At 73.7% G+C, this 16,122-nt stretch carries 9 protein-coding genes and 2 pseudogenes; 3 read left to right on the top strand and 8 right to left on the bottom strand.

The genetic code is table 11. The annotated features are described in order from the left end of the window. Nucleotides 1-74: 74 nt before the first annotated feature. Nucleotides 75-332, bottom strand: a pseudogene (locus JD77_RS34120) (AfsR/SARP family transcriptional regulator); the annotation flags it as partial. 262 nt (nucleotides 333-594) lie between these two features. Here JD77_RS34120 and JD77_RS25585 point away from each other — a divergent pair. After that, on the top strand, nucleotides 595-2,187 hold the full coding sequence (locus JD77_RS25585; RefSeq protein WP_145776509.1) for a GMC family oxidoreductase: 1,593 nt from the start codon (nucleotides 595-597) through the stop codon (nucleotides 2,185-2,187). A gap of 125 nt (nucleotides 2,188-2,312) precedes the next feature. After that, on the top strand, nucleotides 2,313-4,106 hold the full coding sequence (locus JD77_RS25580; protein ID WP_246140943.1) for a glycoside hydrolase family 15 protein: 1,794 nt from the start codon (nucleotides 2,313-2,315) through the stop codon (nucleotides 4,104-4,106). A gap of 184 nt (nucleotides 4,107-4,290) precedes the next feature. Here the strand turns inward: JD77_RS25580 and JD77_RS34115 are convergent. From JD77_RS34115 to JD77_RS25560, 4 genes and pseudogenes are all read right to left on the bottom strand, one after another. Further along, nucleotides 4,291-5,127: pseudogene (locus JD77_RS34115) on the bottom strand (enolase C-terminal domain-like protein); the annotation flags it as partial. An 85-nt stretch (nucleotides 5,128-5,212) separates the two neighbouring features. After that, entirely contained in the window at nucleotides 5,213-8,365 is a 3,153-nt protein-coding gene (locus JD77_RS25570; RefSeq protein ID WP_145776508.1) for an FAD-binding and (Fe-S)-binding domain-containing protein, read from the bottom strand. After that, entirely contained in the window at nucleotides 8,362-10,128 is a 1,767-nt protein-coding gene (locus JD77_RS25565) for a thiamine pyrophosphate-dependent enzyme (protein WP_145776507.1), read from the bottom strand. The genes JD77_RS25570 and JD77_RS25565 overlap by 4 nt, the downstream gene beginning before the upstream one ends. A gap of 203 nt (nucleotides 10,129-10,331) precedes the next feature. Then, on the bottom strand, nucleotides 10,332-10,514 hold the full coding sequence (locus JD77_RS25560; RefSeq protein ID WP_145776506.1) for a hypothetical protein: 183 nt from the start codon (nucleotides 10,512-10,514) through the stop codon (nucleotides 10,332-10,334). Between the two features lie 257 nt (nucleotides 10,515-10,771). On the opposite strand from JD77_RS25560, the gene JD77_RS25555 reads away from it, so the two are divergent. Continuing rightward, complete coding sequence (locus JD77_RS25555) at nucleotides 10,772-12,058, top strand: erythromycin esterase family protein (RefSeq protein ID WP_145776505.1); 1,287 nt, start codon at nucleotides 10,772-10,774, stop codon at nucleotides 12,056-12,058. 93 nt (nucleotides 12,059-12,151) lie between these two features. Here JD77_RS25555 and JD77_RS25550 read toward each other — a convergent pair whose 3' ends face one another. From JD77_RS25550 to JD77_RS25535, 3 genes are all read right to left on the bottom strand, one after another. Beyond that, on the bottom strand, nucleotides 12,152-13,579 hold the full coding sequence (locus JD77_RS25550; RefSeq protein ID WP_145776504.1) for a GDSL-type esterase/lipase family protein: 1,428 nt from the start codon (nucleotides 13,577-13,579) through the stop codon (nucleotides 12,152-12,154). Between the two features lie 355 nt (nucleotides 13,580-13,934). Beyond that, entirely contained in the window at nucleotides 13,935-15,197 is a 1,263-nt protein-coding gene (locus JD77_RS25540) for an IS701 family transposase (protein ID WP_246140941.1), read from the bottom strand. Nucleotides 15,198-15,250: 53 nt separating this feature from the next. Continuing rightward, on the bottom strand, nucleotides 15,251-15,850 hold the full coding sequence (locus JD77_RS25535) for a recombinase family protein (protein WP_145776503.1): 600 nt from the start codon (nucleotides 15,848-15,850) through the stop codon (nucleotides 15,251-15,253). Between the last annotated feature and the right edge of the window lie 272 nt (nucleotides 15,851-16,122).

The following is a 16,122-nucleotide window of genomic DNA, read 5'->3' as shown; positions in this document are numbered from 1 at the left end:
GCCCGACGAAGCTGGTCAGCGGCCCGGGCAGCGCGGGAGCCCCGCCACAGCCCGAGCGCCTCGCGCAGCAGCCCGGCGGCGCGGTGCCGGTCGCCGGCGGCCAGCGCGGCGTGGCCGGCTCCGGCCAGCGTGGTGAACCGGTGCGCGTCGACGTCCTGCGGGTCGACGGCGAGCCGGTACCCGGCCGGGTGGAACTCCACCGCCGCCGCGGACCCGGCCGGCCCCGCCAGCACCTGGCGCAGCCGCGACACCTGGGACTGGAGCGCGTTCGCCGCCCCGGCGGGCGGGTGGTCGCCGTACAGGCCGTCAATCAGGCGGCCCGCCGGGACCACCCGGCCGGCGTCGAGCAGCAGCACCAGCAGGGCGCCGCAGCCGGGCCCCGCCGACGGTGAGCCGGTCACCGTCGGCCCGGTGCACTTCCGTCGCGCCGAGGATGCCGAACCGCATGGCCCCGATTGTCGCCCACCCCGTCGCGCCGCCCGCGCGGCGGGACGGCGCCGTACGGGGCGCCGTACGGGGCCGACCGGCCTTTCCGATCGGTGATCAACGAACTACGGTGGGTGCGACATTTGGTGTGGCGGACGGGAGTGCCCTGTGGAGGAGTTCGACTACATCGTGGTCGGTGCGGGCTCGGCCGGATGCGTGCTGGCCAACCGGTTGACCGCGGACGGCCGCACCCGCGTGCTGCTGATCGAGGCCGGTGGCTGGGACCGCAGTCCCTTCGTCCGCGTCCCCAAGGGCTTCAGCCGGCTGATGGACGACCGGCGCACCGCCTGGCACTACCCGGCCCAGGCGGGGCCGGGCCACGAGGAGCTCTGGCAGCGGGGCCGCCTCGTCGGCGGGTCGAGCTCGATCAACGGAATGGTGTACGGCCGCGGCGACCGGCCCGACTGGGACGAGCTGGAACGCCTCGGCAACCCCGGCTGGGGGTGGGACACCATGCTGCCGATCTTCAAACGGCTGGAGGACAACCCCCTCGGCGCCTCCGCCGTCCGCGGCGCCGGCGGGCCGTTGCGGCTGTCCACCGCGACCGGCACCGACGAGCTGTGCGAGGAGACGATCGCCGCCGGGGAGCAGTTGGGCTGGCGCCGCGCGGACGACCTGAACGACGGCGACGACGAGCGGATCGGCTACGTCATGGCCACCGTCCACGACGGTCGCCGCAGCAGCGCCGCCGACGCCTTCCTGCACCCGGTCCGGGACCGGCCCAACCTGATCGTCTCGGTCGGCACGCTCGTGCTGCGGGTCCTCGTCGAGGGCGGCCGGGCGGTCGGGGTGCGCGCCCGCCGGCACGGGCGGACGGTCGACTACCGGGCCGCCGCCGAGGTGGTCCTCGCGGCCGGCGCGCTGGCCACGCCCCAGCTGTTGCAGGTCTCCGGGATCGGTCCGGCCGACACGCTGCGCAGCGCCGGGGTGGACGTGCTGCTCGACCGGCCCCGGGTGGGCGCCGGGATGCGGGAGCACCGGGCGGTACCGGTGCAGTTCCGGCTGGCCGCCGAGGGCGGCTACAACCGGGCGCTGGGCAGCCCGCTCGGCCAGGCCCGGGCCGCGCTGCGCTACCTGCTGACCCGCCGGGGGCCGCTCGCCCTGCCGGTGTACGACCTCGGGGCGTACGTCCGGTCCGATCCGCAGGCCGACCGCCCCGACACGACGCTGCTGATCGCGCCGTTCTCGGCGGCGCCACGACGTCCCGGGCGCGCGCTGGAGCTGGAGACCGAGCCGGGGCTGATGGGCCTGGCCACGGTGACCCGGCCGGACAGCGCGGGGAGCCTCGCGATCACCTCGGCCGACCCGGAGGCGACGCCGCGCATCGTCGCCAACTACTTCGACACCGCACACGACCGGCGGGTCATGACGGCCGCCCTCCGCCGGTTGCGGGAGCTGTTCGCCACCGCGCCGATCGCGAAGCGGATCTCGGCGGAGACCCTGCCCGGCCCGGCGGTACAGGACGACGACCAGATCGTCGAGGCGGCCCTGACCCTCGGCTACTGCGGCTACCACGCCGTCGGCACCTGCGCGATGGGCCCGGACGACGAGTCGGTCGTCGACCCGCGGCTGCGGGTGCGGGGCGTGGACGGGCTGCGCATCGTCGACGCCTCCGTGCTGCCGGTCCTGGTGTCGGGCTACCTGAACGGCCCGGTGATGGCGCTCGCCTGGCGGGCCGCCGACCTGATCCTCGCGGACTGATTCCCGGCCGCCGGAGACGGCCGGGGCCCGCCACGGGCGCCCGTGCCGCGGCGGGTCCGGCGACCGGCAGGTGTAGGCGGGCCCGGGGCGGGTAGGGCGGTGGGACGGTGGCGGGGGTGCGGCCGGTGCGCCGAGACGAGGAGCCGAGCCAGCCGACGGCCGGCGAGGACCACGGGCCGCACGTGCTGCGCGAGTACGCGCTGCTCGCCGACGGCCACCGGGGCGCACTGGTCGGGCCGGACGGGAACGTGGGCTGGCTGTGCGCCCCCGGGTGGGCCGACCCCGCCGTCTTCAGCAGTCTGCTCGGCGGTCGCGGCGAGTACCTGGTGACGCCGGCGAACCCGCGGTTCGTCTGGGGCGGGCACTACGAGCCCGGGTCGCTGGTCTGGGTGAGCCGGTGGGTGACCACCGACGGCATCGTCGAGTGCCGGGAGGCGCTGGTGTTTCCCGGCGAGCCGCGCCGGATCGTCCTGCTGCGCCAGATCCACGCGCTGGACCGGGACGCGGTGGTCCGGGTCCGGCTGGACCCGCGCGCCGACTTCGGCCGCGAGCCGCTGCGCGAGGCGCACCGGGACGGCCGGGTCTGGACGGCCCGCTGCGGCGGCCTGCACCTGCGCCACAGCGGCGGGGAGCGCCTGGACCTGACCGCCGACGGCGCGCTGCGGGGCCAACTGCGGGTGCCGGCCGGGGGCCGGCACGACATGGTGCTGGAGATCGCGACCCACCCGCCCGACGGCGCGCCACCCGAGCCCGGGGAGCTGTGGCGGACCACCGAGCGCTCCTGGCGGGAGTCGGTGCCCGCGCTGGCCGGCGGGGGCGCGCAGCGCGACGTCGTCTTCGCGTACGCCGTGCTGCGCGGGCTGACCCGGCCGGGCGGCGGGATGGTGGCGGCGGCGACCACGGCGCTGCCGGAGCGGGCCCTCGCCGGGCGCAACTACGACTACCGGTACGCCTGGATCCGGGACCAGTCCTTCGCCGGTCGGGCCGCCGCGCTGGTCGGCCGGTACGACCTGCTGGACGACGCGGTGGCGTTCCTCACCGACCGGTTGCTGGCCGACGGGGACCACCTCTCCCCCGCCTACACGGTGGACGGCGCGCCGGTGCCACGACAGCAGGAGCTGCCGTGGCTGCCGGGATACCCGGGGGCGCCGGCGCGGGTCGGCAACTGGGTGCGCGACCAGTTCCAGCTCGACGCGTTCGGCGAGGCCCTGCTGCTGTTGGCCGTCGCCGGCCGGCACGACCGGCTCGACGACGCCTCGTGGCGGGCCCTGGAGCTGGCCGTGCGGGTCGTCGGTGACCGCTGGCGCCAGCCCGACTCGGGCGTCTGGGAGCTGCCGCCTCGGCAGTGGACCCACTCCAAGCTGCTCTGCGTGGCCGGGCTGCGGGCGGCGGCCCGCGTCGCGCCGGCCGCGCTCGCCGGGCGGTGGAGCGCACTCGCGGACGTCGTCCTCGCCGACGCGGCCGCGCACGGCCAGCACCCGTCCGGGCGCTGGCAGCGGGCGTACGACGACGGCCGGGTCGACGCGGCGCTGCTGCTGCCGGGCGTCCGGGGCGCGCTGCCGGACGGCGACCCGCGTACCGAGGCGACCCGGCGGGCGGTCCTGGCCGACCTGGAGTGCGACGGCTACCTCTACCGGTTCCGCCCGGACCCGCGCCCGCTGGGCGACGCGGAGGGCGCCTTCCTGCTCTGCGGGTTCGCCGCGGCGCTGGCCGCCTGGCAGGCCGGCGACGCCGTCGCGGCGACCCGCTGGTTCGAGCGCAACCGCGCCGCCTGCGGCCCGCCGGGGCTGTTCACCGAGGAGTACGACGTGCAGCAGCGGCAACTGCGGGGCAACCTGCCCCAGGCGTTCGTGCACGCGCTGATGCTGGAGACCGCGTTGACCGTCGGGCAGGCCGCGCCGTGCCGGCCGACGGGCTGAGCGTCGCCGACCCGGCTCCCGGCTCACCGCACCCGGTACGCCTCGGCCTCGGTCGTGCGCAGCTCCAGCCCGTTGCCCGGCCGGTCCAGCGGCACGGGCGCGGCGCCCCCGTCGCCGGCCCCGCCCCCTCGAACAGCATCGACTCGATGCGGACGTGGTCGTGGAACCACTCCAGGTGCCGCAGGTTCGGCGTCGCGGCGGCGACGGCCAGGTGCTGGTGCGGGGCGCAGTGCGCGGATACCTCCAGCCCGGCCGCCGCGGCCACCGCCGCCGCCCGGAGGAACTCGGTGATCCCGCCGCAGCGGGTGACGTCGATCTGGAGGCAGTCGACGTACGGGGCCATCCGGTGGAAGTACGCCAGGTCGAAGCCGTACTCGCCGGCCGCCACGTCGGGCAGCACCTGGTCGCGGACGAGTCCGAGGCCGGCGAGGTCGTCGGAGCTGACGGGCTCCTCGTACCAGCGCACGTCGAGGTCCGCCGCGGCCCGGGCCACCCGGATCGCCTGTTTGCGCTGGTAGGCGCCGTTGGCGTCGACGTACAGCTCGGCGGCCCCGCCAATGGTGCGCCGCGCCGCCGACATCCGGGCCAGGTCGCGCGGCACCTCCGTCCCGCACGACCCGCCAATTTTGATCTTGATGCGGGGGATGCCCTGCTCGTGCACCCAGGCGGACAGCTGCCGGTGCTGCCGCTCGGCGTCGTACGTGGTGAAGCCGCCGCTGCCGTACACCGGGACCCGCCGGCGGGCCGTGCCGAGCAGCCGGGCCAGCGGCAGCGCGTGCCGGCGTGCCTTGAGGTCCCAGACGGCGCAGTCGGCGGCCGACAGCGCGAGGCCGGCGATCCCCGGCCGGCCGGCGTTGCGCAGCCGCCGCCGCATGCTGGACCAGGCGGCGGGCACGTCGTCCGGGTCGAGGTCGGTCACCACGGGGGCGAGCAGGTCCGCCACCACGGGGACCACCGCCGCCGGCCCGTAGGTCCAGCCGATGCCGGTGTGCCCGTCGGCGTCGGCGCGGACCAGCACCATGGTGGTGTCGGTCCAGGCGAGGGTGCCGTCGCCCTCGGGCGCGTCGGTCGGCACCCGGTACGCGGTGGCGCTCAGCCGCACGGCGTCACCGGCTCGGCCCCGCACGCCCCCGACTGGCGAGGCGGCGGGCGGCCAGCGCGGCGACGGGCGCGAGCGCGGTCGCGCCGACGAGGCCGGCGGCGAGCAGCCGGGCGGCCCGGGACGGCGGCTCGGGGCGCTCGGCCCACCGCCGTTCGGGTCGGGCGGTCACCGGCTCGCCGCGCAGGCCGGCGCGGAGCAGTTCGGCGAGGTGGATCGCGGTACGACCACCGGCGGCGCCCTGCTCGACCTGGGTCCGGCAGCTGAACCCGTCGGCGAGGATGACGTCGGTGTCGGCGGCGTCGCGTACGGCCGGCAGCAGCACGCGTTCGGCACAGGCCTCGGAGACCTCGTAGTGCCCCTGCTCGAAGCCGAAGTTTCCCGCCAGGCCGCAGCAGCCGGAGTCGAGGAACTCGGCGCGCGCCCCGGCGGCCCGCAGCACCTCCTGGTCGGCGGCGGTGCCGAGGATCGCGTGCTGGTGGCAGTGGGTCTGGATCAGCGCGCGCGCCGGCAGGGTGGGCGGCCGCCAGTCAGGGGTGTGGTCGCGCAGCATCTCGGCCAGGGTGACGGTCTGCTCCCGCAGCTTGTCGACGTCCCGGTCGTCGGGGAACAGCTCGTGGGCGTCGCTGCGGAAGACGGCCGTGCAGCTCGGCTCCAGCCCCACCACCGGCGTGCCGGCGCGCAGGAAGGGACGCAGCACCGTCAGGGTGCGCCGCAGCACCCGCTTGGCTGTGCCGAGCTGTCCGGTGGAGATCCAGGTCAGCCCGCAGCAGACCGGCTGCGCCGGGACGCGTACCCGCCAGCCGGCGGCCTCCAGTACCTCGACCGTCGCCCGGGCGACGCCGGGGTGGAAGTGGTTGGTGAACGTGTCCGGCCACAGCAGCACCTCGCCGCGCGCCCCGGTCCCGCCCGGCGCCCGACGGGCGAACCAGCGCTGGAATGACTCGCTGGCGAAGACGGGGATGTCCCGGCGCCGGTCGATCCCGCCGGCCGCCTTGGCGATCCGGCTGAGCCCGGGGGCGTGCGCCAGGGCGTTGACCGCCCGCGGCGCGTACGCGGCGGCCGCGGCCGCCGCCGGCAGCCAGCCCATGGAGTAGTGCGCGCGGGGGCGCAGCCGGCCGCGGTAGTGGTGGGACAGGAACTCCGCCTTGTAGGTGGCCATGTCGACGTTGACGGGGCAGTCGGCCTTGCAGCCCTTGCACGCCAGGCAGAGGTCCAGGGCGTCGTGCACGGCCGCGGAGCGCCAGCCGTCGCCGATGACGCCGCCCCGGGCGGTGCCGTCGAGCATCTCGAACAGCAGCCGCGCACGCCCGCGGGTGGAGTGCTCCTCTTCCCGGGTGACCATGTAGGACGGGCACATCACCCCGCCGTGCTCCCGCCGGCACCTGCCGACGCCGACGCAGCGCAGCACGGCCCGGCCGAAGCTGCCGGAGTCGTCGGGGTAGCGGAAGTGCGTGTCCACGTCACCGTGGTTGTAGTCGACGCCGAGCCGCAGGTGGCTGTCCAGCGGATACGGGGCGACCAGCTTGCCCGGGTTCATCCGGTCGTCGGGGTCGAAGATCGCCTTGAACTGCCCGAACGCGCGGATCAGCGGGTCGCCGTACATCTTCACCAACAGTTCGCCGCGGGCCTGCCCGTCGCCGTGCTCGCCGGAGAAGGAGCCGCCGTAGGAGACCACCAGGTCCGCGGCGCGCTCGACGAACGAGCGGAACTGGCGTACGCCGTCGGCCGACGTCAGCCGGAACGGGATGCGGGTGTGCACGCAGCCCTGCCCGAAGTGCCCGTACAGCGACGCCTGTTCGAAGCCGTACTCGTGCAGGAGGCGGTCGAGGTCGCGCAGGTAGTCGCCGAGCCGCTCCGGGGCGACCGCGGAGTCCTCCCAGCCCTCCCAGGTGTCGGGCTCGCCGGGCACCCGGGCGGTGGCCCCGAGCCCGGACTCGCGGACCGCCCACATCTGCTCCTCGTCCACCCCGCCGTCGAACCGGTGCACGATCGGCCCGCCGTCGCCGCGCAGGGCGGCGAGCATCCGGTCGGCGGCGGCGTCCGCCTCGGCGGCGGTGTCGCCGCCGAACTGCACCATCAGCCAGCCGCCGCCGGGGGGCAGCTTGTGCAGGGCCTCCGGGTGCAGCTGCTTGCGCTTCTCGAAGTTGATCAGTTTGTCGTCGAGCCCCTCCAGGGCGATCGGACCGTGCGGCAGGATCCGGGAGACGTCGTCGCCGGCCGCGGCGATGTCCGGGTACGACAGGAACACCAGCGACCTGGCCGGCACCACGGGCACCAGCCGCAGCCGCGCCCGCAGCACGGTGACCAGCGTGCCCTCGGAGCCGACGAGCGCCTGCGCGAGGTGGAAGTTCTTCTCCGGCAGGAGGCTGTCGAGGTTGTAGCCGGAGACCCGGCGCGGGATGTCGGGGTAGCGGCCGCGGATCTGGTCGGCGTACTCGTCGCGCAGCGCCCGCAGCCGGCGGTGGATCTCGGCCTCGCGGCCGCCGCGCCGCTGGATCTCCGCGTACCGTTCGTCGGTGGTCTCGCCGACCCACATGCGGGTGCCGTCGTAGAGCAGCACCTCCAGCTCCACGACGTTGTCGACCACCTTGCCGGTGCGCTGCGCGGTCGACCCGCACGAGTTGTTGCCGATCATCCCGCCGATCGTGCAGTTCTCGTGGGTGGACGGGCGGGGGCCGAACTCCAGCCCGTGGGGGGCCAGCAGCTCGTTGAGCGTGTCGAGCACGATCCCCGGCTCGACGAGGCAGGTGCGCGCCCGCTGGTCGACCTCCAGCAGCCGGTGGCAGTACTTCGACCAGTCGATCACCACCGCGACGTTGGTGACCTGCCCGCCGAGGCTGGTGCCGCCGCCGCGGGACAGCACGGGCGCCCCGTGCCGCCGGCAGACGGCCACGGCGGCCGCGCCCGCGTCGGGCGTCCGGGGCACCACCAGGCCGAGCGGCACCTGGCGGTAGTTGGAGCCGCCGCTGGCGTACGCCGCCCGGGAGCCGGCGTCGAAGCGGACCTCCCCGTCGACGGCGGCGCGCAGGTCGGCGGCCAGCGCCGCCAGGTCGACATCGCGCGCCGGCTCGGGTGGCCGCAGGACCGGATCGGGCAGCGACACCCGGCTCGCGGTCGAGACCGCCCCGCGCGCCGCGCCGCCGTCGCGGCGGCTCATGACCGCAGCTCGTTGATCTTGTCCCGGGCGACGGACGCCAGGGTGGCGACCTTGTGCGGCTGGCCGCGCAGGAACGCCTCGGTGAAGTGCTGCGCCTGCTCGTACCGGACCTTGCCGGGCATGGGGGGCTCGTCCGGGTTGACGTCGCAGTCCACCAGCGCCGGGCCCGGGTGCGCCAGCGCCTCGCGGACCGCCCCCGGCAGCGCCTTCGGATCGGTGACCTTGACGCCGTAGCCGCCGCACGCCCGCGCCCACGCGGCGAAGTCGGCCTCGGGCTGGCGGTGCCGCACGGCGTACTCCGGGTAGCCGAGGACGATCTGCTCCCAGAGGATCTGCCCGTACGAGTTGTTGTTGTTGATGACCACCTTGATCGGCAGTTCGTGCCGCACGGCGGTGAGGAACTCGGCCATCAGCATGGCGAACCCGCCGTCGCCGACGAAGGCGATGACCTGCCGGCCGGGGTACGCCCGCTGCATGGCGATCGCGTACGGCAGGCCGGGGGCCATGGTCGCCAGGTTGCCGGAGAGGTAGAACTCGCGGTCGCCGCGAATGGTCCAGTGCCGGGCCGCCCAGGTGGCGATGGTGCCGGAGTCGCAGGTCAGGATGGCATCGGAGCTGGCCGCCGCGTCCACGCAGCTCATCAGGTACTGCGGGGCGACCGGGTGCCGGCTCGGGTCCTGCAACGAGACCATCTCCGCGCGCCAGGTGTCCCGCGCCCGCTGGTACTTCTCCAGGAACGACCGGTCCGAATGGGCCTGGAGCATCGGCAGGAGCTGCCGCAACGCCAGCCGGGCGTCGGCGGTCACCGCCGCGTCCACGGGCAGCCGCAGGCCGACCAGGCTGGCATCGACGTCGATCTGCACCACCCGCGCCTGGCCGGGAGAGGGCAGGTACTTCCCGTACGGGAAGGAGGTGCCGACCATCAGGAGGGTGTCGCACTCCTCCATCAGCTCCTCGCTCGGCCGCGTGCCGAGCAGGCCGAGGCCGCCGGTGGTGAGGGGGTGGTCGTCGGGCACGACCATCTTGCCGGGCAGCGTCTTGACGACGGGGCTGGCCAGCTTCTCGGCCACGGCGAGCACCTCGTCGCGGGCGCCACGCGCGCCGATGCCGACCAGCATGGCCACCTTCCTGCCGGCGTTGAGCACCTCGGCCGCGCGGGCCAGGTCGTCCTGGGCCGCCGGCACGGTGGGCTGCGACAGCACGGGGCTGCTCATCGGCGGCTCCCCCGGGCTGACGTGCCGGTACGGATCCGCGCCGGCAGCGGCGACCTGGACGTCGTTGGGGAAGCTGAGGTGCGACACGGTCCGCTTGGCCAGGGCGTTGCGGACGGCGATGTCGACCACCCCGGGCACCTGCTGCGGGTTGGTCACCATCAGGTTGTAGTCGGCGACGTCGTGGTAGAGCAGCGGGGTGTGCACCTCCTGCTGGTAGTGCGACCCGAGCACCGAGGTCTCCTGCATGCCGGTGATCGCCAGCACGGGCGTGTGGTCGAGCTTGGCGTCGTACAGGCCGTTGAGCAGGTGGATGGCGCCGGGGCCGGACGTCGCGGCGCAGACGCCGAGCCGGCCGGTGGCCTTGGCGTAGCCGGTGGCCATGAAGGCGGCCGCCTCCTCGTGGTGCACCAGCACGAAGGTCAGCTTCTCCCGCTGCCGGCGGAAGCCCTCCATCAGGCCGTTGATGCCGTCCCCGGGCAGCCCGAAGACGGTGTCGACGCCCCAGTCCACCAGGCGCCGGGCCAGGCTCTCCCCCACGATCTCCTGCACGTCAGCCTCCTGATCCCGGGTTCCGCCCGCCTCGGCCCGGACCGGTCCCGGCCGGCCTCGCGGCCGGGCGCGGCCCGGAGGGCGACAGGCCAGATCCTATTCGCGGCTAAAGTCCGACTCGCCGGTTTCTGACCGCTGCCCCCACGATCGTGGCGACGCGGCTCCGGCGGCTCGCCGGGGGCCGCAGGAGGGCTCGCCGGCCCTCAGCCACGACGGGCCGCCCGCAGCGCCAGGAAGCCGATGACCGCCCCCGCGGCGACCGCGACGACGCCGCGCACGGTGACCATCGAGCGCAGCTTCGTGAGCCCCTGCCGCGGATCGACCACAGTCCCGGCCACGTTGCCGGCCGCGCTCACCACCATGTCGCCGATCCGGCTCGTGTTCATGCCGCGCCGCCTTCCATCCGCCCGCTGGACGCCGCGGCTACCCGGCCGAAAGCGATCCAAACGGCCGGCACGGCCGGTCGTTCGCGGCGCATCGCCTCGCATGCCGGCAGCGCTGCCGGGTAAGCCACGCCCCGTGCCGGCCCGACCGGGCCCACCGTGGACGTGCGCGCGGGCCACCTTCGGGGTGGTCGCGGTCGGCATCCTCAGTGACCGGCCGCGGCGACACGGACCGGCAGCCGACGTACCGGGGGTGCGCGATGGGACGCTACGACGACGAGGTGACCGGGCTCGCGGCGCCGCTGCTCGACCCGGGCGACCTGGACGTGCTGCTGGACCGGGTGGGCGACGCCCGCGTGGTCATGCTGGGCGAGGCGAGCCACGGCACGCACGAGTTCTACACCTGGCGGGCGGCGATCAGCCGGCGGCTGATCGAGGAGAAGGGGTTCTCGTTCGTCGCCGTCGAGGGCGACTGGCCGGACTGCGACCGGGTCGACCGCAGCGTACGCTGCCTGCCCGGCGCGCCGGAGGACCCGCGCGAGGCCCTGGCCACGTTCGAGCGGTGGCCGACGTGGATGTGGGCCAACGAGGAGGTCGTCGACCTCACCCGCTGGCTGCGCGTACGCAACAGCCGGGTGGACGAGCCCGCCCGCGCGGGCTTCCACGGGCTGGACGTGTACTCGCTGTGGGAGTCGCTGCGGGAGATCCTCGTCCACCTGCGCGAGCACGACCCGGAGCAGGTGCCGGCGGCGCTCGCCGCCTACCGCTGCTTCCAGCCCTACGAGGAGGACGCGCAGGGGTACGCGCTGGCGACCCGCCTGGTGCCGACGAACTGCGAGAACGAGGTGGTCGACCTGCTCGTGGCGCTGCGCGGGCGGGCGGCGACCGACGGTGCGGGGTCATTCGGCGCGTGGCAGAACGCGGAGGTCGTCGCCGGGGCCGAGCGCTACTACCGGACGATGGTGCGCGGCGGCCGGGAGTCCTGGAACGTCCGCGACCGGCACATGGACGACACCCTCGACCGGCTCCTGGCGCACTACGGGCCCGGCGCGAAGGGGATCGTCTGGGCGCACAACACCCACGTCGGCGACGCGCGGGCCACCGACATGGCCGACGCGGGCGAGGTCAACATCGGCCAGCTCGCCCGGGAACGGTACGGCGCGGAGCAGGTCGTGCTGGTCGGCTTCGGCACCCACCACGGCACCGTGGTCGCCGGCGATGCCTGGGGCGCGCCGATGGAGGTGATGCCGGTGCCGCCGGGCCGGCGGCACTCCCTGGAGGAGGTGCTGCACGGCGCCGCACCGGCGCAGGCCCTGTTCGTCTTCCCCCGCGACGGCCGGCCCGACCTGCTCACCGACGAGCTCGACCACCGGGCGATCGGCGTGGTCTACCACCCGGAGCGGGAGAGCTGGGGCAACTACGTGCCCACCGTGCTCGGCGAGCGGTACGACGCCTTCTGCTGGATCGACGAGTCCCAGGCCGTGCGGCCGTTGCGCGTGCGCCCCGCGAGCCTCGCCGAGCCGGAGACGTACCCGTCGGGCGTCTGACCCGGACCCGTAGCCTGCGGGAATCCGTACGCAGGGGATCATTGTGGTGCCGATGGCGGATCGGCAGTGGACACAGCTAGTTCCCGCCGCGGTTCAGCCAGGCGCGGACCGCGCCGCCCTGGTAGACCACCAGGTAGTCGGCCCTGCCGTCGCCGCCTCGACGCTGACCTGGAGGTAGTCGGCCCGCAGCAGGTCGTCACGCCCGTCTCCGGTGACGTCCGCGAAGCGCAGGTTGCTCCGGTTGAATGAATCGACGCGGAAGACGATCCCCCAGGGGACGAACGCGAGCGTGTCACCCGAACCCTTGACGTTGAGGTACGCCCGCACCTCGCTATTGGAACTGACCACGAGGTAGTCGTCGCGCCCGTCCCCGTTGAGGTCGGCGAACCGCACCTCGTCGCCGTGGACCGCCGTCTGCCCTGCGGGGGCGTACCTGCCCACGTTGACCCAGTGGGGCTGCCCGGGCGTGCCGACCGTGTTCACCGAGGCCCGGAAGCGGCCGTCCGAATAGACCTGCAGGTAGTCGGCCCGCTTGTCGCCGTTCAGCTCGGCGATGATCGGACGGCCGGGGGTGCCGCCGTATCCGGAGGCGATCTCGCCCAGCTTGCGCCACCCCGTACCGAGTGCCGTGTCGTCGGAGTCTCCCGGGGAGCAGGCGGTGGGGGCGTTCTCCGGCAGCGGCGCCTGGATCCAGCCCCGATGGTTCGCATCGAGCACGCTTTCGTACCAGGCGGCGGCCATCTTGGCGTAGCCCTCGTCGTTCGGGTGGACGTCGTTCTGCAGACCATCGGTGATCAGCACCCTGCTCATGTCCACCAGGAGCACGCGCTTGCCCTTGTCCTGCAGGTCCCGCACCACGGCGGGCAGCGCCGCGTTGTACGCGTCGATGCGCGACTGCAACCCGGTCTTGCCGGCCGGGATGAGCTGGGCGACCAGCACCGTGGCCCGTGGTGAATCGGCCAGCGTCTGGTTGATCAGATCCTTGAGCCGGGTGGGCGCGGACGACAGCGCGAAGTTCTGGCCGATGTCGTTGGTGCCGGCGTGCAGCGTGATGAGGTTCGGCTGATAGCGCGGCACGCTGCAGTCGGCGATTGCCGTGATCTCGTCGATCCGGTCGCCGCGGTGGCCCTCGTGGTCGTTGTCGCCCATCGACCCGGTCTTCGCCGATCCGACGAAGTCGACGTTCCGCGCGTTGCCCTTGAGGTAGTCGTACAACTCGTCGCGGTAGCCGTTGCGGTCGGAACTCTTCACGCCGTAGGTGATCGAGTCGCCGAGCGGCATCAGGCGGATGTCCAGGTTGCTCAACGCAAGGTCGCGCTCGGTGTCTGCCGCTGGCGCGGACCCTCGGGGTGGACTTCCGCCGGCCCCGGAGAGCTGCTTCTCCGTGGCCGCGCAGGCCGGCCACCCGTCGACGTCGGGGTGGCACGGGGCCGGCACGGGGACCGCGTCCGGGATTACCGCGACACCGACCGCGGCCAGCGACAGCGCTGCGACGACCGAGGTGAGCCATGCGACCTGCACTTTTCGCCGAGGAGACACGGGCGCCCCTTCCGTAGGGCAGTCGACAGCGTGCTGAGATGGTGGAGCTCCAGCCGAACCGGTCGCCGGGCTGATCGCCGGCCCGACCGCCACCACCGCCGTAGACGACGACACCGCCGCCGTCTACGGCGCCGGCGAGGTCCTCCAGCGGCTCACACCGAACCGACACCACATGAGATAACGGCGGCCGACCGGGGACCCGTTCAACCGCCGTTCAACACCAGCTGCCTAGTAGTGCTTTGTTAGGTTGTGTCGTCGAATGGGCGGTTGCAGGTGTGGCAAGCGCCGGCCATGACGACGAGCAGTTGTTGCAGCTCGCGTACTACGGCGTAGAGGGTCAGGCCGGCGCATCCGCTTCTGGGTCCAGGCGTAGCAGGGTGCAGAAGGCTTGGGCGAGCACGGTGAGGGTGACGTGGCGATGCCAGCCGGTGAAGCTGCGGCCTTCGAAGTGGTCGATGCCCAGGCCTGTCTTGAGTTCGCGGTAGTCGTGTTCGACCCGCCAGCGGATCTTTCCGAGTCGGACCAGTGTCTTGAGTGATGTGCGTGGCTGCATGTTGGACAGCCAGTACTTGACTGGCTCGTCGGCGCCGGGTGGCCATTCGGCGATCAACCAGCATTCGGGCAGGCTGCCGTCGCCGCCGCGGGGGATGTCCCGGTTCGCGGGGCGGATGCGTAGCCGTAGGAAGTGCGAACGCATCGCCGCGGTCGGGTTCGTTGTGCTGCGCCGGCTGCCGCGCCGCCAGGTGACCTGCCGTGCGGTGCCGCGGCCCGCGGCCAGGACCAGGTCCTTGAGGGTGACCGGCGGGTCGGGGTAGGCCGGGCGGGGTGGGCGGCCCCGTCCGGAGTAGGCCGCGGTGACCGGGACCGCGTCGGCGGGGTGGGCGGTGGCGGTCGGGTCGACCTGGACCACGTAGCGCAGGCCACGTTCGGCCAGGCCGAGCCGGAACAGGGTGCAGTCGCCGTAGCCGGAGTCCGCGGCCACCGGCAGTCTCGGTAGCCCCCACTGGTCGATCATCTGGTCGAGCATGTCCAGCGCGAGGCGCCATTTCTCCCGGTGCCGCACATCGTCGGGCAGGCGGGCCCGGCCCCGCCGAGCCCGCACCGCCGCGGCCCGGTCGGGATCGGCGACCATGGTGTCGTCCCACGATCGCGGACAGAACAACCGCCAGTTCGCGGCCACCGACGCGGTGTCGGTGACCGCCTGGACGCTTACCCCGATCTGACAGTTGCCGGTCTTGCCCAGGGTGCCCGAGTACTGGCGGGCCACACACGGCGAGGCGGTGCCGTCCTTCGGGAAGCCCGAGTCGTCGATCACGTACGCGGCCGGGTCGATCGCGTCGACCGCCCACCGTGCCACGTTCGCCCGCACCGCCGTGTAGTCCCACGTCGAGGACGTGATGAACTGCTGCAACTGCTGATGATCGACGCCGAGGCGTTCCGCCATCGGCTGCATCGACTTCCGCGCCCCATCGGTGAGCAGGCCACGCATGTACAACTCGCCCTTGACCCGCTGATCCGAACGCCGAACCGCACCATCCAACATCGCCGCGGTGAACTCGACCAGCCGCGGACGCACCTTCTCGACCTGCTCCGGAGTCACACCACCAAGCCAAACACCAACCACAATCGGCAGCTACGCGACACGCCGTGAACCTAACAAAGCACTACTAAAGCGGTGCGGATCGCGCCGCGGCTGACGCGGTGGTCGCGGGCGAGGGCGGCGATGCTCGACCCGTCGCGGTATGTCTGACGGCTCTGCTCGGTGACGCCGAGCTCGACGTGCCGGGCGCGCCGTCCGGAGACGCTGCCGGCGGCCCGGGCTGCGGCCAGCCCGTCACGGGTGAGTTCGTTCTGTAGGTCGCGCTGGAACTGCCCGACCGATACGACGATGTTGACGAGCATGGTGGTAGTCGCGTCGGTGGCGGCCAGGTCGGTGATGCTCGACAGCGCGCCGGACAGTACACGCAGCTTCACCTGATGGCGCTGGCACCAGTCGCGCACGGCGAGGATGTCGGCCAGGTCGCGGCACAGCCGGTACAGCTCGGAGACCGTGAGCCGGTCGCCGAGCCGGGCGAAGCGGGCCAGCTCCCGGAACCCGGCACGCTCCAGCGCCGGGATCTTGGACGAGGTGGCCGGGTCGCTGAACATCCGCGCCCCGGCCTCGGCGGTGAGCCCGGCCTCGTCAAGCAGGTGGCTCTGCCGCTGGGTGCTCTGCTCGTCGGTGGACACCCGCGTGTAGACCAACTCCGCCATTGCCTGTCCTGTCCATCCGATCGTCGCCGACACCGCTGATCCAACTGTCATCAAACGCTGTCGTCAACTCGGATCGGCCCGCATTGGATCGGCGGGTCGGATTCCCGTGGTCGGGAGTGATCCATTGACCCCGTTCCGCACCCTGTCGCCAAATGGTCCTCTGCCGACAGAGACACCCGGGACGAATGCCGCATGCCCGGCCAGACACTCAACCCCGCGCCCTAAAGATCAACTACAGTAAATGATCCCCGGCGACATGAGCGTTAGGAAAC

Source organism: Micromonospora olivasterospora (assembly GCF_007830265.1).
GTDB lineage: Bacteria > Actinomycetota > Actinomycetes > Mycobacteriales > Micromonosporaceae > Micromonospora > Micromonospora olivasterospora.
This window is presented reverse-complemented; position numbering and strand designations above follow the sequence as displayed.

Coding starts and splice junctions, on each gene's coding strand:
- JD77_RS25570 (WP_145776508.1), bottom strand. CDS start 8,365: ATGAGCCGCCGCGACGGCGGCGCGGCGCGCGGGGCGGTCTCGACCGCG.
- JD77_RS25560 (WP_145776506.1), bottom strand. CDS start 10,514: ATGAACACGAGCCGGATCGGCGACATGGTGGTGAGCGCGGCCGGCAAC.
- JD77_RS25535 (WP_145776503.1), bottom strand. CDS start 15,850: ATGGCGGAGTTGGTCTACACGCGGGTGTCCACCGACGAGCAGAGCACC.
- JD77_RS25555 (WP_145776505.1), top strand. CDS start 10,772: ATGGGACGCTACGACGACGAGGTGACCGGGCTCGCGGCGCCGCTGCTC.